Origin of the sequence: Phytomonospora endophytica, from assembly GCF_014202425.1 — a bacterium.
GTDB classification, from domain to species: domain Bacteria; phylum Actinomycetota; class Actinomycetes; order Mycobacteriales; family Micromonosporaceae; genus Phytomonospora; species Phytomonospora endophytica.
This window is the reverse complement of record NZ_JACHGT010000003.1, coordinates 554,562-577,546: the sequence shown is the minus strand read 5'-3', so window position 1 is coordinate 577,546 and position 22,985 is coordinate 554,562. Positions and strand designations below refer to the sequence as shown.

Annotated in this window: 16 protein-coding genes; 10 read left to right on the top strand and 6 right to left on the bottom strand. The window is 71.9% G+C overall.

The window, feature by feature from the left end; translation table 11 throughout:
* The first annotated feature begins 4 nt into the window (after positions 1 to 4).
* From HNR73_RS08975 to HNR73_RS08960, 5 genes are read left to right on the top strand one after another with little or no spacing between them, the layout of a single operon-like run.
* Entirely contained in the window at positions 5 to 1,489 is a 1,485-nt protein-coding gene (locus HNR73_RS08975) for an amino acid adenylation domain-containing protein (protein WP_184786829.1), read from the top strand.
* Positions 1,486 to 1,704, top strand: coding sequence for a phosphopantetheine-binding protein (locus HNR73_RS38995; protein ID WP_203685787.1), 219 nt, complete (start codon positions 1,486 to 1,488; stop codon positions 1,702 to 1,704). The genes HNR73_RS08975 and HNR73_RS38995 overlap by 4 nt, the downstream gene beginning before the upstream one ends.
* Entirely contained in the window at positions 1,701 to 3,026 is a 1,326-nt protein-coding gene (locus HNR73_RS08970; protein ID WP_203685789.1) for a flavin monoamine oxidase family protein, read from the top strand. The genes HNR73_RS38995 and HNR73_RS08970 overlap by 4 nt, the downstream gene beginning before the upstream one ends.
* Positions 3,023 to 4,741: a class I adenylate-forming enzyme family protein gene (locus tag HNR73_RS08965; protein ID WP_184786827.1), complete on the top strand. Its 1,719-nt coding sequence runs from the start codon at positions 3,023 to 3,025 to the stop codon at positions 4,739 to 4,741. Before HNR73_RS08970 ends, HNR73_RS08965 begins: the two co-directional genes overlap by 4 nt.
* Positions 4,738 to 6,087: a KamA family radical SAM protein gene (locus HNR73_RS08960; protein WP_184786826.1), complete on the top strand. Its 1,350-nt coding sequence runs from the start codon at positions 4,738 to 4,740 to the stop codon at positions 6,085 to 6,087. The genes HNR73_RS08965 and HNR73_RS08960 overlap by 4 nt, the downstream gene beginning before the upstream one ends.
* Positions 6,088 to 6,167: 80 nt before the next feature.
* Here the strand turns inward: HNR73_RS08960 and HNR73_RS08955 are convergent, their stop codons facing one another.
* The 5 genes from HNR73_RS08955 to HNR73_RS08935 are packed head-to-tail and all read right to left on the bottom strand — an operon-like array spanning position 6,168 to position 14,145.
* On the bottom strand, positions 6,168 to 7,511 hold the full coding sequence (locus tag HNR73_RS08955) for an MFS transporter (RefSeq protein WP_239121955.1): 1,344 nt from the start codon (positions 7,509 to 7,511) through the stop codon (positions 6,168 to 6,170).
* Complete coding sequence (locus tag HNR73_RS08950) at positions 7,508 to 8,887, bottom strand: NAD(P)/FAD-dependent oxidoreductase (RefSeq protein WP_221330782.1); 1,380 nt, start codon at positions 8,885 to 8,887, stop codon at positions 7,508 to 7,510. Before HNR73_RS08950 ends, HNR73_RS08955 begins: the two co-directional genes overlap by 4 nt.
* On the bottom strand, positions 8,884 to 10,935 hold the full coding sequence (locus HNR73_RS08945) for a molybdopterin oxidoreductase family protein (RefSeq protein ID WP_184786824.1): 2,052 nt from the start codon (positions 10,933 to 10,935) through the stop codon (positions 8,884 to 8,886). The genes HNR73_RS08950 and HNR73_RS08945 overlap by 4 nt, the downstream gene beginning before the upstream one ends.
* Positions 10,932 to 11,348: a hydroxyphenylacetyl-CoA thioesterase PaaI gene (gene paaI, locus HNR73_RS08940; RefSeq protein ID WP_184786823.1), complete on the bottom strand. Its 417-nt coding sequence runs from the start codon at positions 11,346 to 11,348 to the stop codon at positions 10,932 to 10,934. Before paaI ends, HNR73_RS08945 begins: the two co-directional genes overlap by 4 nt.
* 58 nt (positions 11,349 to 11,406) lie before the next feature.
* On the bottom strand, positions 11,407 to 14,145 hold the full coding sequence (locus HNR73_RS08935; RefSeq protein ID WP_184786822.1) for an AfsR/SARP family transcriptional regulator: 2,739 nt from the start codon (positions 14,143 to 14,145) through the stop codon (positions 11,407 to 11,409).
* Positions 14,146 to 15,210: 1,065 nt separating this feature from the next.
* Between HNR73_RS08935 and HNR73_RS08930 the strand changes: the two genes are divergently transcribed.
* The 5 genes from HNR73_RS08930 (at position 15,211) to HNR73_RS08910 (ending at position 22,238) form a co-directional block, all read left to right on the top strand.
* Positions 15,211 to 16,056 (top strand): cyanophycinase, encoded by an 846-nt coding sequence (locus HNR73_RS08930; protein WP_184786821.1) that lies wholly within the window; start codon positions 15,211 to 15,213, stop codon positions 16,054 to 16,056.
* Positions 16,053 to 18,782 carry a cyanophycin synthetase gene (gene cphA / locus HNR73_RS08925; protein WP_184786820.1) on the top strand — a complete coding sequence of 910 codons (2,730 nt, stop codon included), beginning with the start codon at positions 16,053 to 16,055 and terminating at the stop codon, positions 18,780 to 18,782. Before HNR73_RS08930 ends, cphA begins: the two co-directional genes overlap by 4 nt.
* A gap of 83 nt (positions 18,783 to 18,865) precedes the next feature.
* Positions 18,866 to 19,468 (top strand): hypothetical protein, encoded by a 603-nt coding sequence (locus HNR73_RS08920; RefSeq protein ID WP_184786819.1) that lies wholly within the window; start codon positions 18,866 to 18,868, stop codon positions 19,466 to 19,468.
* Between the two features lie 238 nt (positions 19,469 to 19,706).
* A complete protein-coding gene (locus HNR73_RS08915; protein ID WP_184786818.1) occupies positions 19,707 to 21,578 on the top strand; it encodes a calcium-binding protein in 1,872 nt (623 codons plus the stop codon).
* Positions 21,579 to 21,680: 102 nt separating this feature from the next.
* The gene (locus HNR73_RS08910; RefSeq protein ID WP_184786817.1) at positions 21,681 to 22,238 is read left to right on the top strand and encodes a hypothetical protein; all 558 of its coding nucleotides are present in this window, start codon (positions 21,681 to 21,683) and stop codon (positions 22,236 to 22,238) included.
* Positions 22,239 to 22,278: 40 nt separating this feature from the next.
* Here HNR73_RS08910 and HNR73_RS08905 read toward each other — a convergent pair whose 3' ends face one another.
* Entirely contained in the window at positions 22,279 to 22,947 is a 669-nt protein-coding gene (locus tag HNR73_RS08905) for a TetR/AcrR family transcriptional regulator (protein ID WP_184786816.1), read from the bottom strand.
* Positions 22,948 to 22,985 lie beyond the last annotated feature (38 nt).

Genomic DNA, 22,985 nt, shown 5'->3' with positions numbered 1-22,985 from the left:
AGCCGTGACCGTAACGACCACAGTGGACACCGGCGACCTGGTCGAGGCACTCGCCGGGCACCGGCACACCGGCGGCACCGCGATCATCCATAACGGGCACCCCATCGGCCACGCCGAACTGGCCGAGCGGATCGACGCCATCGCCGCGACGCTCGGGCCCGACCCGGGCACGGTCGCCGTGCTCACCTCGCGCACCCCGGCGACGGTCGCCGCTCTCTTCGGGATCCTCACCGCCGGTGGCGCGTACTGCCCGATCGATCCGGCCTACCCACCCGAACGCCAGGCGGCGATGCTGGCCGCCGCCGGATGCCGCACGATCCTGCTCACCGCCCAGGGACAGCGGGCGCCCGACGGGCCACGCGCCATCGACGTCACCGACACCCCCACGGCACCGGTCACACCGGCCGCCACCGGACCCGACGACCCCGCCTACGTGCTCTTCACCTCCGGCTCCACCGGCGCCCCGAAACCCGTGCTCACCCCCCGAATGGCCATCGCGGCGACCACGGCCTCCCTGCGCGACCTCTTCGCGATCACGCCCGCCGACCGGGTCCTCCAGTTCGCCTCGCTGAGCTGGGACACCTGCTTCGAGGAGATCCTGCCGACCCTCACCGCGGGCGCGACACTCGTCTTCGACGACGAAGCCCACACCGGCTCCTTCCCCCGCCTCCTGCGCATGATCGCCGCGCGCGGCATCACCGTCGCCGACCTGCCCACCGCCTACTGGCACGAACTCGTCCACCACCTCGCCGACCACCCGGCCCACACCGAAGATCCCCTGCCACCCTCCCTGCGGCTCCTGATCATCGGCGGCGAGGCCGCGAACCCGGCTCGGCTCACCGACTGGCACGCCCTCCCCACCGGCGGTGTACGGCTCCTCAACACATACGGCTGCACCGAGACCACCCTCATCACCCACGCCGCCGAACTCACCACCGAGACCGGCGGACCCGTCCCGATCGGCCGCGCCCTGCCGCACGTCGTCGAACACGTCACCGCCGAAGGCGAACTCCTCATCGGCGGCCCGGCACTCGCGCTGGGCTACCCGGGACTGCCCGAGGCGACTACCGAGCGCTTCACCACGTTGCCCGCCGGGCGCTTCTTCCGCACCGGCGACCGCGTCGAGCGTCGCCCCGACGGGCAGCTCCGGCACCTCGGACGGCTCGACGCCGAGCTGAAGATCCGCGGGATCCGCGTCGACCCGGCCGAAGTCGAGGCCCACATCGGCGCCCACCCCGACGTCGCGGCGGTCGCCGTCACCGGCGCCACCGCGGCCGGCCGGACCGTGCTGGCCGCCTACGTGGTCCCCGCGGCCCGGGCCGCCCGCGACGGGCTGCCCGCCGCGATCCGGGCCCACCTGCACGCCACCGTCCCCGGCCACCTGGTGCCCGGGCGGCTGACGGTGGTCGAAGAGCTCGCGCACACCGCGAGCGGAAAAGTCGACCGGGCGGCCACGCACCGGCGCTATGAGAGGGAGGCGAGACGATGAACGTCGACGGGGTGATCGCGATATTCCGCCGGGTGCTGGAGATCGAGGAGATCAACGCCGACTCCGACTTCTTCGAGCTGGGCGGCGACTCACTGCTCGCGACCCGCGTGCTGAGCGGGGTGGCGCGCGGAAGCGGCGTCGAACTGACCTTCGACGACTTCCTGCTCTCACCGACGCCCGGCGCGCTGGCCAAGCGGATCGGCGCCGGGGAATGAGGGTCGTCGTCATCGGCGCCGGCCTCGCCGGACTCAGCGCCGCCGCCCGCCTCACCGAGGCCGGCGCCGAGGTCACCGTCCTCGAAGCCCGCGACCGCGTCGGGGGACGCACGCACGGCATCGAGGTCGCGCCCGGAGCCTGGGCCGACGCCGGCGCCGCCTACCTCGGCGACCGGCACACCGAACTGACCGCGCTCATGGCCGCGCTCGACCTCAAGGCGACGCCCACCGGCATGGTCGGCGACAGCCGCTTCGAACTCGGCCACGGCAGCGAGACCCGGCACGGGCGTTTCCCACCGCTCAACGCCGTCGCCCTCGGCGAACTCTTCGACCGCCTCGCCGAGGTCACCGAGACCGTGCGGACCGACGCGCCCTGGCTCACCCCCGACGCCGCCACACTCGACACGACGACGGCCGCCGACTGGCTGGAGGGTCTCTCACCCCACCCCGACGCGAAACTGTTCTTCCCACTGTTCCTCGGCGAGATGATGGCCGCCGACCCGGCCGCCGTCTCGGTCCTGCACATGGCCTTCTACCTGCGATCCGGTGGCGGGATCCGCTACCTCAACGCCTTCGAGGGCGGCGCCCAGCAAGACCGCGTCGACGGCGGGGCACAACAGATCTGCGCACGTCTCGCCGCCGGACTCGACATCCGGCTCCGGCGGCCCGCGCGCGCCATCGACTCCGGCCCCGACGGCGTCACCATCACCACCGACACCGAGACCTTCCACGCCGACTCCGTCATCGTCGCGATCCCGCCGGTACTCGCCGACGCCATCGACATCCGCCCGGCCCTCGCCGTCCCGCGCTCGACCACGCGGACCGCACCGGGCTGCGCGGTCAAGGCACACCTGATCTACCCCGCCCCACTGTGGCGTGACCACGGCCTGTCGGGCTGGTCGGTCAACGCGCACGGGCCGCTGCTGTCCACCGTGGACGACTCACCCGACGGCGGCCCCGGCGTCCTCACCGGCTTCGTCACCGGCGCCGAGGCACACCGATACGCCGCGCTCTCGCCGCGGGAGCAGCGGGCCACCGCCATCGCGCAGGCCATGCGGCTGTTCCCCTTCCTGCCCGAACCCGACGGGTTCCACGTCACCGACTGGCTCGGCGAGACCTACAGCCGCGGCTGCTACGCCGCCCTGTTCGGACCCGGCGACTGGACCCGCCTCGGACCCGCCCTGACCACCCCGCACCACCGGGTGTACTGGGCCGGCACCGAGACCAGCCTTGAATTCTTCGGCCTCATGGAAGGCGCCATCCGCTCCGGGCACCGCGCGGCCGCCGACATACTCACCGACAAGCAGAGGACCACGTCATGAGCGACACCACCTCGATCGCGCCCATAGCCGCCCGCCGCCGCCTGATGGACGAACCCGGCCTCGGCGCCGGGAACTTCCTCGACCACGCGATCGCGGCCAACCCGAACCGCGCCGTACCCTTCGTCCACACCCACCACCTCGACCACCGCGGCCAGGTCGTCCTGCGCGCCCACAGCCTCCTCGACCTCGCCGCCCTCCGCGACCGCTACGCCCGCTGGTACCACACTTTCGGCGTCAAGCCCGGCGAACCGGTCGGCGTCGTCGTCGCCGAAGGACTCGAACCGCTGATCCACTTCCTGGCGCTCTCGGCGCTCGGCGCGATCCCCGCGATGATCAACGACGCCATGCGGCCCGACGTGATGGTCCGCTACCTCGACCACGTCGGCGTGGTCGGCGTCGTCGCCGACGACACCACCCGCCTCGCCTCGGCCTACCGCGCCGACCCGCGCAACCGCCCGCGCTTCCTCGCCCTGGCCGCCGAGGTCCAGGCCTTCGACGCCGAGTCGGCGACCCTCCCGGAGGTCTACCCCTACCGGCACGACGCCGACGACATCGTCGCGCTCATCCACTCCTCGGGCACCACCGGGACCCCGAAGTCGACCATGCTCGGCCACCACCAGTTCTGGGACGGCAAGCAGCCGCGCATGATCCGCTTCCCCGCCGAACCCACCGACCGGCTCATGTCCCTCATGCCGCACACACACGCCGGCGGCCTGAGCTACTTCCTCACCGCGACCCTGCTCGGCCTGCCCCAGGTCATCATGGGCGACTGGCGCCGCGACGTCGTCGAACCGGTCATGGAGGCCTTCCAGCCGACCATGATCGCCTCCTTCCCCCGCACCTTCGTGGAACTCGCCACCGGTGAGCTCCCCGTCAAGGGCGCCGCGAAGATCCACTCCTGGTTCAACACCGGCGACTCCGCCCACTACGGCCACATCCGCCGCCTGGTCACCCTCGGCGAGCGGCCCGCCGGGCTGATCAAACCCTGGCTGCTGCCCAGCGAGGCCGCCGCGGAGCTGGCCCTGCCCGGTTCGCAGTTCATCGACGGCCTCGGCTCCTCCGAAATGGGCATGGCCCTGTTCGGTCAGGTCACCACGCCCGAGTCCGTGCGCGACGACCGCTGCGTCGGCAAGCCCACCGAAGTCGTCCGCGCCGCCGCGGTCCTCGACGACGACGGCGCGGAGGTACCCGACGGAACCGTCGGCATGCTCGCCATCCAGAGCCCGTCGCGCACCCCGGGCTACTGGAACAACCCGCGCCTGACGGAGTCCTTCGAGCTCAACGGGTACTGGCTCACCGGAGACGTCGCCCGCCGCGACGCCGAAGGCCGCTTCTACCACCTCGACCGCACCGTCGACGTCATCGACACCGCCGCCGGACCGGTCTACAGCCTGCCCCTGGAAGAAGTCCTCATCGCCGACTGCGCCGACCTCGTCGCCGACTGCTCCGTCGTCGGCGTCCCCGCCGCCGACGGGATCGGGCAGTCCCCGATCGCCGTGGTCCGCCTCCAGGACGGCGCCGCCACGACCGGCGACGCCCTCGCCGAGCGGGCCAGCAAGGCCCTCGCCGACGCGGGACTGGCGACGCTGGCCGCCGTGCGCGTCGCCGTCGAACCCGGCGACTTCCCGCTCGGACCGACCGGCAAGGTTCTCAAACGCGAACTGCGGACGCGGCTCGCGGGCATCCTCGCCGGTGATGGAGCCGCCGCCCGATGACACACGACGCCGCCCGGCAGCCCTACCGATACGTCCGTACCCCGTTGACCGAACCGGACTGGCGGCGGCTGCCGGGCTGGCGGCACGTCACCGCGGCCGAATGGCGCGACGCCCGCTGGCAGCGCGCCCACTGCGTGAAGAACGTCCGGGAGTTGCGCGAGGTCTACGGCGCCCTGATCGGCGACCGCTTCTACACCGACCTCGCCGAGGACACCGCGCGATTCGCCACGATGTCGATGCTCCTGCCACCGCAGATGCTCAACACCATGGCGCCCGGCGGCGAACCGGACACCGACGCCCTCTACGCCGACCCGGTCCGCAGCTACATGCTCCCCGTCGCCTCCGACCGAGACCCCGAATGGCCCTCGCATCCCCTCGCCGAGCGGGATTCGCTGCACGAGGCCGACATGTGGGTGACCGAAGGCCTCACCCACCGCTACCCGACGAAGGTCCTCGCCGAACTGGTCTCCACCTGCCCGCAGTACTGCGGGCACTGCACCCGCATGGACCTCGTCGGCAACTCCACGCCCCAGGTCGCCAAGAACCGGCTAGTCCTGCGGCCCGCCGACCGCCAGGAGCAGATCCTCGACTACCTCAAGCGGACACCGGGCGTCCGCGACGTCGTGGTCTCCGGCGGCGACGTCGCCAACGTGCCATGGCCGCGACTGGAGTCCTTCCTCGCCCGCCTGCTCGAACTGCCCTCGATCCGTGACATCAGGCTGGCCACGAAGGCCCTGATCGGCATCCCGCAGCACTGGCTCCAGCCCGAGGTGCTCGCCGGGATGGAGCGGGTGGCCGACACGGCGGCCTCCCGCGCGGTGAACCTCGCCGTCCACACCCACGCCAACCACACGAACTCGGTGACACCACTGGTCGCCGAGGCCGCGCGCGCCCTGCTCGACGCGGGCGTCCGCGACGTCCGCAACCAGGGCGTCCTCATGCGCGGCGTCAACGACACCCCCGCCGCCCTGCTCGACCTCTGCTTCGCCCTCCAGGGCGAGGCCAACATCCTGCCGTACTACTTCTACATGTGCGACATGATCCCCAACGCCGAACACTGGCGCACATCCCTCGCCGAAGCGCGGGCACTGCAGGAGTCGATCATGGGCTACCTGCCGGGCTACGCCACACCGCGGATCGTGTGCGACGTCCCCTTCGTCGGCAAACGCTGGGTCCATCAAGCGGTCTCCTACGACCGTGAACGTGGCACGTCGCTGTGGGCCAAGGACTACCGGGTGACCGGCGAGGACCCCGACGGCGGTTTCGCCTACCACGATCCGATCCGCGCGCTCCCCGAGTCGGGACGCCGGTGGTGGCGCGCGAACCACGGGGGCGTGCGGGAGTAGGCTCGCGAAGCACCTGGGGCGGAATCCACATTGGATACACCGCGGGCGGCGCCGACGCACCGGCGCCGCCCTTACCGCTCTCAGACCCGGCTCGCGGCCAGGCTCGGTACGACCGCGGCGAGCACCCGCCGGCGCAGGTAGAACCACCAGTTCGCCACCGCGAAGACGGCATAGGCGCCGAGGAACACGTACATCGCCGTCGCGATGGATCCGGTGCCGCTCAGGGACATCGCGAACCCTCTCGGGATCAGGAAGCCGCCGAAGGCGCCGATCGAGGACGCGATCCCGATCGCCGCGGCGGACTCCCGTTTGGCCCTGGTCAGCGCGGCGGCGGCGTCGGCGCCCTCCGACAGCTCCCGCCTCGCCCTGGTGGCGAAGATGGCCGGGATCATTCGGTAGGTCGAGCCGTTCCCGGCGCCGCTGGCCACGAACAACAGCAGGAACGAGCCCAGGAAGAGCCAGAACAGGTGCCGGTCGAGACCGACGACGGCCCCGCCGACACCGAGCGCCATCACCCCGAAGGAGCAGCCGGTGACCCGGGCGCCGCCGAGGCGGTCGGCGAGCCATCCGCCGGCGGGACGCGCGAGCGAGCCCACGAGGGCGCCGAGGAAGGCGAAGTAGGAGGCCTTCGACTCCGGGAAGGTCCGGTTGATGACCAGCGGGAAGGCCGCCGAGAAGCCGATGAAGGACCCGAAGGTGCCGATGTACAGAAAGGACATCACCCAGGTGTGGGCGCGTGTGAAGGCGCGGCCCTGCGAGGCGAAGTCGGCCTTGACGACCGTCAGGTTGTCCATGAAGAAGAAGGCCAGGACCGCCGACAGCAGGATCAGCGGCATCCAGATCAGCCCGGCATTGGCCGCGACCGTCCCGGCGCCGATGGTCACCGCGACCGGCACCAGCAACTGCACGACGGCGACGCCGAGGTTGCCGCCTGCGGCGTTGACGCCCAGTGCGATGCCCTTGCTGCGTTCGGGATAGAAGTAGGAGATGTTGGCCATCGACGAGGCGAAGTTGCCGCCGCCGAGACCGGCGGTCGCGGCGGCCGTCAGCAGGACCCAGTAGGGCGTCGACGGGTCGGACACCGACCAGGCGAGCAGGCCGGTGGGGATCAGGAGCAGCAGCGCGCTGACCACCGTCCAGTTCCGGCCGCCGAAGATCGCGACGGCGAAGGTGTACGGCAGGCGCATGGCGGCCCCGCACAGGTTCGGCACGGCCACCAGCCAGAACAGCTGGTCGACGCTCAGCTCGAAACCGGCGGCGGGCAGGTAGAGCACGACCATGCTCCACAGCAGCCACACGGTGAAGCCGAGATGCTCCACGAAGATCGAGTGGATCAGGTTCCGGCCGGCGACGCGGCGTCCGGTCGATCTCCAGAAGGCCTCGTCCTCGGGGTCCCAGCGGTCGATGGTTCGGTGCGATGTCAAGGGGTGTCTCCTCTGTTCAAGGTGGCGGTGAGCGCGGCGACGCGACCGGCGCAGTCGCCGCATCCGGTGCCCGCGCGAGTCGCGGCGGTCAGGGCGGCGGCGTCGGCGGCTCCCGCGCGCCAGGCGTCCACCAGGGACTTCTCGGTGACGCCGTTGCAGCGGCACACCAGTGCGTCGGCGCCCGCCGGGCCCGCCGGAAGTGAGCGGCCGAACATGAGCGCGATCCGGTCGGCGGGCAGGGGCTCCCGGCCGTCGTGGAGCTGTGTGATCCGGGCGGCGGCGTCGTCGAGGCCGAGGAGGATCGCCCCGGACAGGCGGTCGCCGTCGACGGCGAGGCGGGCGTAGCGGCCGCCCGCCGGGTCCTCGAAGCGCAGCACCTCGCCGGTCTCGGCGCGGCCGTCGCCGACGACGGTCAGGTCGATGTTCCCGGCCCGCAGGCGGGTGGGGGCGGGGGAGTGGTGGTAGCGCGCGTCGCCGCCGGTGAGCACGTCGGCGAGGACTTCGGCCTGGCGCCACGCCGGGGCGACGAGGCCTTGCGGGGGCACCGTGGCGCGGGCGCAGTCGCCGATCGCGTGGATCGCGGGATCGGTGGTGCGGAGGCGATCGTCGACCAGGACGCCGCCGTCGACGGCGAGTCCGGCGCACTCGGCCAGGCGGGTGTCGGGCCTGACCCCGGCAGCCACCACCGTCAGTTCGGCGGGGAGGAAGGAGCCGTCGTCGAGTTTCACACCTTCACCCGGATACAGCCGCACGGCACCGCGTCCGAGCACGGTGCATAGACCATGGCGGCGGCACAACCCGTTGAGGATCGCCGCGGCACCGGCGTCGAGTTGCCGGTCCATGAGCCGCCCGGACGGCTGGACGACCGTCACCGACGTGGCGCGCCGCGACAGCGCGAACGCGGTCTCCAGCCCCAGCACGCCGCCGCCGAGGACCACCGCGCGGGCTTCGGCGTCCAGGACCGCCGCGGCACCGAGGAAGTCGTCGACGGTGCGCAGAACGGTGACGCCGGGAGCGTCGGGGGCCAGACCCTCGATCGGCGGCAGCACCGGGCGGCTGCCGGTGGCCAGGACGAGCGCGTCATAGGGGACGTGCGTTCCGTCGGACAGCAGGACGTGCCGACCGTCTCTGTCCACATGGGACACCGAGGTGCCGGTGCGCAGGTCCACGCCGCTGCGCGGCGCCCATCCGGGCTCGTGCAGCGACAGATCGGTCTCGGTGAGTTCACCGGTGAGCAGGCGCGACAACAGGACCCGGTTGGCGGCGGGCCGCGCTTCGGCGCCGATCACGGTGACCTCGACGCCCGCGTCGCGCGCGGCCAGGAGCTCCGCGAGTCGAGCCCCGGCCATGCCGTATCCGGCGATCACGACCTTCACGCCGGCTCCAGCCGGACCGCGCAGGCCTTGAACTCCGGCATGCGGCTGAGCGGGTCGAGAGCGGGGTTGGTGGCCAGGTTGGCCCTGGCCGCGCCGGGGAAGTGGAAGGGCGTGAAGACGGTGTCGGGGCGGATTCCGGGGGCGAGGCGCACGCGCGCGACGATCGTGCCCCGGCGTGACACCACGCGTGCGACGTCGCCGTCGGCGAGTCCGGCGTGGGCGGCGGTGTCGGGGTGGACCTCGACGAAGGGTTCGGCGTCGAGTTCGGCGATTCGGCGGGTCTGCGCGCCGGACTGGTACTGGGCGAGGATCCGGCCCGTGGTCAGCCACAGTGGACGGTCGGCGTCGGTCGTCTCGGCCGGGCCGCGATGGTCGACGGCGCGGAAGCGCGCGCGGCCGTCGGGATGGGCGAAACGCTCGGTGAATGGTCGCGGCGTGCCGGGATGACCGGGAGCGGGACACGGCCAGTGCAGGGCCTCGCCCGCGCGGAGACGGTCGTAGCCGATGCCCGCGTAGTCGGCGGGACCTCCCGCCGAGGCCCTGCGCAGTTCGTCGAACACCGCCTCCGCGTCGACGGGGAAACGTTCGGGCGGCTGGCCGAGCCGCACGGCGAGATCGGCGAGGATCCGCAGTTCGTCGCGGACGCCCGGTGGCGGCTCGGTCGCCTTGCGGCGCAACAGGACCCGGCCCTCCAGATTCGTCATCGTGCCGTCCTCCTCGGCCCACTGGGGGACCGGGAGCACGACGTCGGCGAGCGCCGCCGTCTCGGAGAGCACGAGGTCGGCGACGACGAGGAGGTCGAGGGCGGCCAGGCGCCGGGCGACCCGGGCGGAATCGGGCGCCGACACGACCGGGTTACTGCCGAAGACGAGCAGGCCGCGCGGACCGCCGGGCGTGCCCAGGGCGTCGAGCAGCTCGAAGGCCGAGCGGCCGGGACCGGGAAGCACGTCCGGGTCGACGCCCCAGACTCCGGCGACGTGCGCGCGGGCGTCGGCGTCGGTGATGCTCCGGTAGCCGGGCAGCTGGTCGGCCTTCTGGCCGTGTTCGCGTCCGCCCTGGCCGTTGCCCTGTCCGGTGACGCAGCCGTAGCCGGACCCGGGCCGTCCGGGCAGGCCCAGCGCGAGGGCCAGGTTGATCCAGCCGGAGACCTGGTCGGCGCCCGAGGAGTGCTGTTCGGTGCCGCGGCCGGTGAGGATGTAGGCGTTGCGGGCCGAGGCCAGCGTGGCCACGGCGGTGGTCAGGTCGGCGGCGGCGACCCCCGTGACCGGTTCGGTCCGCTCGGGCCACCACCGGGACGCGATTCGCCACGCCTCGGCGAAACCAGTGGTCCGCGAGGTGATGTGGTCGTCGTCGGTGAGTCCACTGGAGACGGCCGCGTGGAGCATTCCGAGCGACAGCGCCAGATCCGTGCCGGGGCGGGGACGCAGGTGCAGGGCGGCCAGTTCGGCGGTGGGGGAGCGGCGGGGGTCGACGACGATGAGGCCGCCGCGGTCGCGGACCCCGCGCAGGTGCCGCACCAGCGGTGGCATCGTCTCGGCGATGTTGACGCCGACGAGCATGACCGCGTCGGCCCCGGCGAGGTCGGTGACGGGGAAGGGCAGTCCGCGGTCGAGGCCGAAGGCCCGCATTCCCGCGGCCGCCGCCGAGGACATGCAGAAGCGCCCGTTGTAGTCGATCTGGGCGGTACCGAGCGCGACCCGCGCGAACTTCCCGAGCTGGTAGGCCTTCTCATTGGTGAGCCCGCCCCCGCCGAAGACCGCGACGGCGTCGGCGCCGTGCCGCTCCCCGATCGCGCGAATCCCATGGACCACACGGTCGAGGGCCTCCTCCCAGGACGCCTCACGGAGGCGTCCCTTCTCACGCACCAGCGGGGTCCGGAGCCGCTCGGGATGGTCGAGCAGGGCCGTCGCCGACCAGCCTTTGCGGCACAGGGAGCCCTCGTTGACGGGGAAGTCGCGGGCCACGACCTTCAGGCCGCGCCCGTCGGGAACCAGACCCATCGCGCACTGCAGGGCGCAGTACGGGCAGTGCGTCGCGACGGCGTTCACGGCCGCGCCGGGAAAGGGTTCCCGGCCAGGGAGACGCTGTGGCCGCGGAACTCGGCGACGACGCGCCCCTCCGGGCCGGTCACGGTGACGTCGTAGACGCCGTTGCGGCCTTCGCGGACCCGTTCGACGGCCTCGGCGACGAGCGTGTCCCCGACGGCGGCGGCGCGCACGAAGGTGACGCTCGCGTGCTGCGCGACGGTCACCGGGCCGTGCGAGTTGCACGCGTAGGCGAAGGCCGCGTCGGCGAGCAGGAAGACGTAACCGCCGTGCGGGATGCCGTGGCCGTTGACCATCGACCCGGTGAGGACCATGCTCATCCGCGCCCGGCCGGGACCGACCTCGTCGAGGGCGATGCCGAGCTCGCGGCAGGTCAGGTCGCGGGCGTACATCGCCTCGGCGTGCGGGCGGGACATGGATCCTCCTGAGGGGCCGGCCTATGCCGAGCCTGGCGGCCGGCCCCTCAGTTTCGCTTCAGATCCGGTACGGTTCCGCCGCATACGGTTCCGCCGAATACGACTCGGCGACGTTCAGCGCCGGAAGCGCCATGTACACCTCCTCGGCGTGCGCGACCCCGGCCACTGCGGGCACCACGTCCCGAGCCCGCAACGCCAGACCCAGGTCGATCAGCGTCCGGGCCAGACCACGGTCCTGGGGCGTGACCCTGGGCGCCGAGAGCGAGCGCCCGAGGTGGTCGAGGTACTCGTCGGCGAGCCGCCGGTCGAGACACACCCGGCCGCGATCGAAACGCCCGAAACGGCCCTCCTGCCAGCCGACCGCGGCCTGGCACAGGATCACCGCCTGCGCGAAACGCTCGTGTCCCCGGTCGACGGCACCGGAACCGACCAGCACCTCGGCGTAGCCGAGGAGAACCACCGCGTAGGACAGCGGCTCCCGGCCCGGATCGAGATGCGACAGCGCCGACTCCATCGCCTCCCGTGCCTCACCGTGACGGCCCTGGACCGCGCGCGACGCGCCCAGCGCGAACGAGGTCGCGCTGGACAGGCGCCCGTCCCCGGCGTCGAGGAGCTCGACGGCCAGGGTCAGGTGCCCGTCGGCGGCGTCGAAGGACACCGGATCACGCAGCAGGACCAGACCGAGCCGCGCGTGCGCCTCCCCGGCCGCACGACGGTCGCCGAGTTCCAGCGCCGCCGCGAGACCGATCTCGCAGGCCTCGACCGGCACCCGCGCTCCCGACGCGTGCGCCAGCGCCACCAGCCGCCAGGTCAGCGAACGGTCGGGACGACCGGCCGTCCACCGCACCACCGCGAGGAGGTTCGGGCTCTCGGCATCACGGAAGCGCTCGGTGCCCGAACCGTCCGGCTCGAACGGCGACCACTCCGGCTGCCCGGGAGCCGGCGGCCAGTCGCGGTCGGGTTCGAGACGCCTGGCGAGCGTGTCGAACACGGCCACATACCAGCGCACCACACGCTCCTCGACGACCGCGCGGTCCGAGAGGGCCGCGCCGCACCGGCGCGCGAACCGCCGGATCATGTCGTGCAGCGCATAGCGATCCGGCCCGGTCTCGAAGACCAGGTTCGCGCTGATCAGCTCGTCCAGCAACCGCCGCGCGCGCAACACCGAGGTGCCCGCCGTCGCGGCGGCCAGGGACAGGCAGACCGACGTCCCGGGCAGCAGCCCCAGCTGCGCGAACAACCGCCCCGCCGCCGGGTCGAGCCCGGCGTGCGTCTCGGCGAGCGCCGCCCGGACCGTGCGCGAATCGTCGGCCACCGACAACGCGTCGGCGTGCTCGCGCAGCTCCTCGGCGAACGATGACAGCGACTGCCGTGGACGGGCCGCCAGCGTCGCACCGGCGAGCCGGATCGACAGCGGCCAGCCGCCGCACAGCGACACCACCTCGGACGCGCCCTCACCCCGCAGCCGCTCGGGTCCCACGATCGCGCGCAGTAGGGCGTGCGCGGCATCGGGGTCGAGCGGTTCGAGGGTGCGGGAGCGGACGGCGTGATGCGCGCTGAGCGCCGACAGGCTGCTGCGACTGGTCGCCACGACGAGACTTCCCGCCGTCGGTGGCACCAGCGGCAGCAGCTGCGCGACCGAACCGGCGTCGTCTGCCACGATCAGCAGACGGCGCCGGTGGATCATCGTCCGGTAGAGGGCGGCGCGCTCCTCCGCGCTCACCGGCAGCTGATCCGCGGTCACCCCGAGGGCCAGCAGGACCGACCCGAGGGCCGAACCCGCCGAGAGTGCGGCGCCCAGCCCCGCGCCGTGCAGCTCGACGAAGATCTGGCCGTCGGGGAAACGATCGGCGACCGAGTGCGCCCAGGAGACGACCAGGGCCGTCTTGCCGAGCCCACCCGCGCCGGTCACGACCAGCACGCGAGCCTCGTCGGACGGTCCCGGGAGCGAGGCCGACAACCACGCCAGATCGCCTTCCCGGCCGGTGAAATGGCCTACCCCGGCCGGCATCTGCGCCGGCCGTGGCTCCTCCTCTCTCGGTTCCCGCGACGGCGGCTCCGGCACCGGCGGGTGCACCGCTGCCTCCCCACCGCGCAGGATCATGGCGTGCAGTTCACGCAGATCCGCGCAGGGATCACCACCCAGCTCCTCGGCCAGCCGCTCCCGCAGCGCCTGATAGGCGCGCAAGGCGTCGGCCTGACGGTTGCAGCGGTACAGGGCCAGCATTAACTGACCCGCGAGCCGCTCCCGCAGGGGCTGGGCCGCGACGGCGGCGATGAGCTCACCGACGAGCGCGGCGTGCTTTCCGAGGCCGAGTTCGACCTCGAAACGTTCCTCCAGCAGACCCACCCGGAGTTCGGTGAGGCGGGCCCGGTCGGCGTCGATCCCCGGCGCGGTGACCCCGTCGAGGGGGTCGCCGCGCCAGAGGGCGAGGGTTCGGTTGAGCAGTTCGGCGGCCGAGACGGGGACGGTCGCCGAACGTGCCTGACGGGCGAGGTCCTCGCACCGGCTCAGGTCACTGCCGTCCGGGGGGACGGCGAGAAGGTACCCGGGGTGCCGGGTGATGAGCGTGTCGCCGAGCTTGCGGCGCAGGGTCGACACCAGGCCCTGTACACGGGAACGGGGCTGCGCCGGTGGGCGCTCACCCCAGAGACTGTCGATGATCCGCTCGGTGGAGAGCACGGTGCCCGGTGACAGGGCGAGCAGTGCGAGCAGGTTTCTTTCCAGCGGCGCCAAGGGCACGCCGACACCATCGACTCGGGCCTCCACCGGCCCGAGCAGGACTACCTCCAACAACGCAGCACCTTCGCTATCGTCGAATCGGTTGCCCACCGCTCGCCGAGTTGTTCCGCGAGGACGCAAAGGCCGTCTCGATTCGTCTTGAGCGAAATTGGGGCTCCCGCTTGAGACTTCGAATTCTCGTGTTCGCGGTGGACGTGGTTTCTGTAAGCGTTTTCGGGATCGTTCGGTCAGGAAAACCGGCCACTCGCGTGACGGTTTTCGACATGACGGTGACATGGAGAAATCGGTGCTTCACGCAACGCGAGAGCACCTGGCGGAACGCCGGCCGTCATCGGTCGCCGCGGCCGACGGAACCGGCGGCACGCGCCGGAACCGAAGGGTGTCGCGGCGGCCTCGAAGGCCGGGCGTGGGGGTGGGTCGGGCGCGTGCGAGCAAGCGCGATGGACAGTGCGGCACATCCGTTCGGGCAGCGTCGCCGACCCATTCGCCGAGGGGGTCGCCCGGAATGCGCACGGCGGTGAACTCGCGCATTCCGGTAGCGACTCGCTCGCGCACGGGAGTCGGTTGACCGCGAGAACGGACATGGCTTCACACTACCGACCGACTACAAGGTTCCGGCCAATCCGGCAGATCGTCCTTTAGGGCTAAGTCGCGGGGCCGGAAGGGGTGGAAGGGTCGATTTTTCGGGGGCGGGAAAAGGGAACGAAAAGGGGCTTGATGAGTGAAGGCGATCATTTGGGGGGCCAGGTCTGGTTTGTAAGGCAACATCGTTTAGGTCCGGGTTTTCCGGCATCGGCGGCGCAGGAGAGGGGACACCGGCCGCGCCTGTGATGCCCAGGCCGCGGCCGCATGCCCCGGGGGGCCGCACCCACCGAACCGCGGAGCCGCCCCCGTCGCCGAACTCACCCACCACCCCACCGGCCCCAAACCCCCCACCAACCCCACGCGTCGCCACCCGTCCCCTCCCGAACACCGCATCTCCCCAGTCGGCGATCCGACGGCGCTTCGGCGTGCTTGTATCGGATCATCGCTGGTGAAGCCCAGATGACGGCTGCCGCGGCCGTCGCGCGACCAGTCGCGTGGGCGCGATCGGCCTCGGCCGCCAAGGGGGAGCACGACATGTCGTACATCAAGTGGGGGACGGCCGCGCCGAGCGGGCGGATCCTCGTCATCGGCGGTGCCGAGAGCCACTGCGAGCACGACGACACGATCCTCGACCGCTTCGTCGAGATCTCCGGTCGCGGGTCGGCGCGCATCATCGTCATCGCCACCGCGAGCGGGGATCCCGACAAGATCGAGGCCGAGTACATCGAGGTCTTCACCCGGCTCGGCGCCGGACATGTCGAGGCGCTGCGACTCGAACACCGCGAACAGGCCAACAGCGACCACGCCGTGGCCCTCCTGCGCAGCGCGACCGGCGTCTTCTTCACCGGCGGCGACCAGCTGCGCATCACGACCGTCCTCGGCGGCTCGCGCGTCGACACGATCCTCCACGAACGCGCCGAGGACGGGCTCGTCCTGGCCGGCACCAGCGCGGGCGCCACGATGATGGCCAGCACGATGATCGTCGAAGGTCAGGGCTCGCGCGTCTCACCCGGCAGCGTCCGCACCGGCCCCGGCCTGGAGTTCGTGCACGGCGTCCTCATCGACATGCACTTCGCCGAACGCGGCCGCCTCAACCGGCTGCTCAGCGCCATCGCGCAGTATCCGCACGAACTCGGTCTCGGCATCGACGAGAACACCGCGATCCTCGTCGAGGGCTCGCGTTTCGAGGTCATCGGCGCCGGATCGGTGACCGTCATCGACGCCGGCCCGGCCAGCACCATCGAGACTCCCAGCGAGGAGCTCGGCCCCATCGCGCTCTGCGGAGTGCGGCTGCACGTCCTCCCCCACGGTTACACCTTCGAGCTCAACGGCCGCCAGCCACGCATCACCGAAGCACCCGAACCGGAGGAACAGCCATGAGGATCGAGTCCGTACGCCGACTGCGTGGACCGAACCGATACCTGCCCCGGCCGGTGGTGACCGTCCGTCTCGAACTGGACGGCCTCACCGGCGACGAGACCACCGACCACGACGGCTTCACCGAGGCCCTTCTCGCCCTGCTGCCGGGCCTCACCGCGCACCACTGCGCGAGCGACCGGCCCGGCGGCTTCGTCAAGCGTCTCCACGGCGGCACGTACTTCGGCCACGTCGCCGAGCACGTCGCGCTGGAGCTGTCGGCGATGATCGGCCGCGACGTCACCTTCGGCCGCACCAGCCTCGCCGGGCCCGCGGGCCGCTACGACGTCGTCATGGAATGCCCACGCGACGAGCCCCTCGACTCCACGGTGCCGCGTTCGCTCATCGAACTCGCCGTCGAGATCGTCGGCGCGCTCGTCGACGGACGCGAACCGGTCTGGGCCGACGCCTTGGCGGCGATCCGCGCGGCCCACGAGAGCGAGCGCCCGGGGCCGAGCACCGAGGCCATCGCGCAGGCGGCCCGCCGGCGCGACATCCCGGTCGAGCGCGTCGGGCGGCTCGGACTGCTGCGCCTGGGATACGGACGCCACCGCCGCCTCGCCTGGGCGGCGATGACCGACCGGACACCGGCGGTGGGCACCGACATCGTCGCCGACAAGCAGCTGACCCGCGAGTTCCTCGCCGCCGCCGGGATCCCGGTCCCGCAGGGGCGCGTCGCGCAGACCGTGCAGGACGCGATGCGGCTCCTCGCGGAGATGGGCGCGCCGCTGGTGGTGAAACCGCGCCGCGGTCGCCAGGGCCACCACGTGTACCTCGACCTGTCCACACCGCGCGACATCACCGAGGCCTTCGCCGAGGCGTCCCGGGACGGCGACGTGCTGGTGGAGCGGCAGTTCGAGGGCGCCGACTACCGCGTCCTGATGATCGAGGGCGAGCTCGTCGCGGCCGCCGAACGCCGCCCGGCGCACGTGACCGGCGACGGGCGGCACGACATCACCGCGCTCGTCGCCCAGGTCAACACCGACCCCCGGCGCGGTGAGCATCACGACCGGGCGCTGACCCGCCTGCGGCTTGACGCGGGCGCGCTGCGCCTGCTCGCCTCGCAGGGCAAGACACCCGCGTCGGTTCCGGGCGAGGGCGAGGTCGTGTGGCTGTGCGCGAACGCGAACCTGTCGACCGGCGGGACCAGCCGCGACGTCACCGACCGCGTGCATCCCGACATCGTCGAGCTGTGCCGCCGCACGGTCGCCGCCGTCGGGATGGACGTCGCGGGCATCGACCTGCGGCTACCCGACATCTCCGAACCGCTCGAACCGACCGTCGCCGCGCGCCCGGCGACGGCCGGGGTCATCGAGGTCAACGCCGCGCCGGGCCTGCGCATGCACCTGTCGCCTTCGGAGGGCCGCTCGCGGCGGGTGGGGTCGGCGATCGTCGAGGCGATGTTCCCGGCGGGGACGCCCTCGCGGATCCCGCTGGTGTCGGTCACGGGCACGAACGGCAAGACCACGACGACCCGCCTCGTCGGGCACCTGCTCGGCGTCGAGGGCACGCGCGTCGGGATGACGACCTCCGACGGCGTCTACATCGCCGGGCGGCTCGTGCACCGCGCCGACGCGACGGGACCGGCGTCGGCGGACATGATCCTCGGCGACCCGACGGTCGACGTGGCGGTTCTGGAGACCGCGCGCGGCGGGATCGTCCGGCGCGGCCTTGGTTACGAGTGGTCGGACGTCGGCGTCATCACCAACATCGAGGCCGACCACCTCGGGCAGGACGGGGTGAGCACGATCGGTGAACTCATCGACGTCAAGAGCCTCGTCGCCGAACGCGTCCGCGACGGGGGCGCCCTGGTCCTCAACGCCGACGACCCGAACACCGTGAGTGTCGCGGACCAGCCGGGTGTGCGGGCGGCGTACAAGGAGCAGATCTGGTTCGGGACCGACGACCGCAATCCCGTCATCGCCGCGCACCTGCGCGCGGGTGGGCGCGCCTTCCTCGCCGAGGACGGGCGCCTGGTGGAGGCGAGCGGCCCGCGGCGCGAGGCGCTGATGTATCTCGCCGACATCCCCGGCTCCTTCGACGGGAAGGCACCGCACGCGCTGGCCAACGCACTCGCGGCGGTCGCGGCCGCGCGGGCGCTGGGCACGCCGGCCGAGGCGATCGTGGACCGGCTGCGGTCCTTCGACCCGTGGACCGGGAACCCCGGGCGGGGCATGCTCTGGAATCTCGACGGCGTCGATGTGCTCGTCGACTACGCGCACAACGCGCCGGGCCTTGCCGCGATGGCCGGGACGGTCGGCGAGATCTGGGACGGCGCCGTCGCGGCGGTGACCTTCCCCGGCGACCGGCGCGACGACCTCCTGGAGGCGTCGGCGCGGGCCGTCGCCGACGGTTTCGCGCGTGTCGTCGTCTACGAGGACGTCGACAAGCGCGGACGCCGGGCGGGGGAGACGTCGGCGATCATCCATGACGCGATCACCGCGCACCGGCCGGACACGGAGTGCCGGACGGCCATCGGACTGCGGGAGGCGCTGCCCGTCGCGCTGGGGATGGCGCGGCCGGGTGAGGTCGTCCTGCTGACCTACGAGAAGCTCGCGCCGGTGGTCACGCTGCTGGAGGCACTGGGGGCGACACCGGTGACCGCGCCGCGCCTGTTCGCGCCGGGCGGGGTGCTCGGTGAGCCGCTGGGGCTCAGCGAGAACCTGACGGAGGCGATCGGGCGCGGCTGAGGCCGCGACGGTTCGGGGGAGGGGCGAGCGTGCCCCTCCCCAGTAGACTCGGCGTGCCCGTCCCCTCGACCCCAGGGCCGCCCATGAGCACGTTCAAGCGCACGCTCGTCCTGCGCGTCCTCGGTTTCCTCGTCCTCTTCGTCGCCGGGCAGTGGATCCTGCGCCTTGGCGCTCGCGAGGCCTCGCTCGTCGAGTGGGAGTGCTACGGCGGGGAGTGCTCGACCAACGACTTCGCCGGAGCCGCACCGGTTCTCGGCCTCTTCGTCATGTTCGCCGCGGCCTACGCCGTCCTTCCACCGGGCCGTGGGCATCTCATGTTCGGCGTGGGGCTGTTCCTCTCGGCCGGCGCGACCCTCGTCGGCCTCGAAGAGGCCGTCGGCGAGGGCCTCATCGAACGCGACGGTCCCGCGCACTTCCTGTTCTTCGGCGGTATCCCGACCTCGACCATCGAGATCGCCCTCGCCGTGATCGCGGGATTCGGGCTGGTCACCGTCGCGGTTCTGCTGGTCAAGGTCCCGCACAAGCCCGAACCGACGTCGCAGCCGGCCCCCGAGCCCTCCGGCGCGGGGGAGGACGACGAGGCCGCCCGAACGGCCCGGGTCATCGCCCAGCTGACGAAGCTGCGGGAGTCCGGTGAGATCGATCAGGCGACCTACGACACGGCGGTCGCGAAGCTGCTGAAGTAGGCCGCGGACGGTCGGCCCGATCGCGAACCGGCCGATGCGGACTCGCCTGTGCGACGCGGACCGTGCCGCCGGGCTCTTTCTCCACCATCTTGAAAACGCTCCCACGCGCGCGGGACTTAAGTCCCCTGGCGTTCATGGGGGGCCGGAAAGAGGGTCAGGGAAGGCCCGCATGGACGCCAGTCCGCACGCGGGAGGAGCTCGCGGGGCGGCGGGGGCCAGGACCGAACCGGAGACTTCCATGCTGTCCATCTCCATCGACACCACATCCCTCCACCGGCGTGGGCGGCGCTGGGTGATTCTGGCCGCCGCGAGCATGCTCGGGCTGGCCATGGCGACCGTGACCACGGCACCGGCGTGGGCGGCGCCGCCCGCCAACGACGACTTCGCCAACGCCGAAGGCCACACGACCGTGTTCGGGGCCAGTGGTTCCACCGTGGACGCCACCATCGAGGCCGGTGAGGACAACACCTCGCCGTGCAAGGTGAACGCGCTCGACACCGTCGACAACACCGTTTGGTACAGCATCACCCCGTCGGTGTCCAGGAACATCCAGGCCGACACCGCCGGGTCGAACTTCGACACCATCCTCGACGTCTACACCGGGTCGGCGGTCAACGCGCTGACCAACATCGCCTGCAACGACGACGGCATCGCCCCCGGAGGCGCCTCGACGGTCACCTTCGCCGCCACGGCCAGCACCACCTACTGGATTCGCCTCGGCGGCTACCACAACGTCGGGGCCGGAACCATTGCCGGGTCCTACAACATCAACGTCACCCCACTGAGCCCCGACCTGATCGTCGGCGTCGCCGACTCGGCCGACCCGATCACCGTCGGCGCGGGGAACGTCACCTACACCACCACCGTGACCAACGAGGGCACCCCCGCCACCGGCGTCTCGGTCGCGACCACCCTCTCCGGTAGCGCCGCGACGATCGTGTCGAGCAGCACCAGCCAAGGCTCCTGCTCGACATCCGCCCCGGTCGTCACCTGCACCGTGGGGTCGATGGCTCCCTTCGCGTCGGCCACCCTCACCGTCACCGTGACGCCGACCGCTGCGGGCACCCTCACCGCGACCTCGGTGGCGAGCCTGAACGAGACCGACGCCAACGCCACGGACAACACCGACGCCGAGTCCACCACCGTCAATCCCGCCGGTGCCGACGTGTCCGTCGCGGTTTCCGACTCCGCCGACCCGATCGCCCTCGGCGGTGCGAACCTCACCTACACCGTGGCGGTCGCCAACGCCTCGGGTGTCGCCAACGCCACCGGTGTCTCGGTGGCCACGACCCTTACCGGAGCATCGGTGGCGATCGTGTCGTCGACGACGTCGCAGGGGTCCTGCTCGACCTCCGCCCCGACGGTGACCTGCACGATCGGCGCCCTCAACGCCGGAGCCGGTGCCACCATCACCGTGACGGTGACACCCGCCGCTACCGGGACCGTGACCGCCACCGCCGTGGCGACTCTGAACGAGACCGACCTCAACGGTTCGGACAACACCGATGCGGAGTCGACGACGGTCAACAACTCCCTGGGGTGCTCGATCCTGGGGACGAACGGCAACGACACCCTCAACGGCGGCAACGGAAACGACGTCATCTGCGGCCTCGGCGGCAACGACACCATCAACGGTGGGAACGGGACCGACACGATCTACGGCGGGCCCGGTGTCGATGACATCGACGGCGGCAACAACGACGACACCATCTACGCCGGGTCGGGCAACGACATCATCGACGGCGGCAACGCCGACGACGTGATCTACGGAGGCGACGGCGATGACGCCATGGGCGGCGGGAACGGCGCCGACTACCTCTATGGAGAGAACGGCAACGACACCAACTACGGAGAAACCCTCCTCGGATCGCTGCTGTACCTGTTCGACAACGGCGCCGACCACATCTACGGCGGCCCCGGAAACGACGACCTCGACGGCCAGAACGGCAACGACACGATGCTCGACACCGACGGCACCGACATCATGAGCGGCAACCTCGGCAACGACAGCATCAACGTCCAAGACGGCGTCGGCGGCGACAGCGCCAACGGCGGACTCGGATCCGACACCTGCACCACCGACGTCGGAGACACCACATCGAGCTGCTGAGCGGCTTCCCACAGACGATCGGGCGGGCCGCGGGAACCGCGGACCGCCCGGTCGCACCCCCGTCGCCCTCGCGCCAAGCCCACCCGCGAGAAACGAGGCACCATGTCCACACCATCCCGTGCACGCGCTCGGTTGAGGCGCGCGATCACCACCGTCCTCGGCTGCGCCGTGGCCCTCGCCGTCATCACGGTCCCGGTCACTCCGGCCCACGCCGCGTCGACGACCACCTGCACCGGAACCAGCCACGTCGCCCTGAGCCCAGGGATGACACTCACCCCACAGACGGTCACGGTCACGGAGAACGACGCTCTCACGTCCTGCACGTCCACCGACCCGACACTCACGAGCGGGTCTCTGGGCCCCTTCGTCTACAGCGTTCCGAACGCCTCCTGCAACTCGATCTTCCCCCTCGGCACCGGTCCGCTCCTGCTCGCCTGGAACAACGGCCAGACCTCCACCGCCACCCTGACCTACACGGCCAGTTCCACCGCCGGAATCGTGCAGCAGACCGGCGTCGGCTCCATCATCGCGGGCCAGTTCACCGGCGCCGCGGCGGTCGTCACCTGGATCTACCTTCTCGTCAACCCGCTGGAATGCCTGGTTCCCGGCGGGATGACCAGCCAGAACGGCACCATCCTCGTCCAGATCACCGGTCTGTGACGCGCACGGACGGGTGCGCGGTCCGCGCATCCGTCCCTCGTCACGCGCCGATGTCTCCGAGCAGTCCCGTCAGCACGCGCCTGAGCAGCCCGGGGAACCGGTCGGCGCCGGTGTCACCGGCCTCCGCGAAGACCGCCGCTAGCCGGGGATGCCCGCCGTCGCCGGCGACGTGCGCGAGGTAGGCCGTCTGCCGCCGCATGAGCTCGCCCTCCGCACCGGCTTCGTGGTGGGCGTACATCGCGATGAATCCCTGGAGCAGCGCGAAGCCCTCCATCTTGGCCGTGGCGTCGAGCGGTAGCCCGTCGACGACGGTCAGGAAGTGCTCCAGGAGGTCCGCGCCGCCGGGGCCGAGGGTCGAGCGGGTGAGCACCAGCGTCGGCAGCCACGGATGGCGGCGCATGATCGCCAGACTCCGGGTGCCCAGAACTCCGAGGTCGGCGAGGGGATCGCCGCTCGGCGGCCGGAGTTCGTACTCGGCGGCGGTGGCGTCGGCCATCAGGTCGAGCAGGTCGTCGCGATTGGCGACGTAGCGGTAGAGGGAGGCCGCGCCGGTACCGAGTTCCGCGGCGACCTTGCGCATCGACACCGCGTCGAGGCCTTCGCGGTCGGCCAGGCCGATCGCGGCGGCGGTGATCTCGGCGCGGCTGCGTTCGGCGGGTCGGCCGACGGCCGCGTGCTCGGGCCGCAGCCAGATGACCTCCTCGGACATCGCTCCCCCTCCTCGGTGTTTGCGAACACCGTACCCGA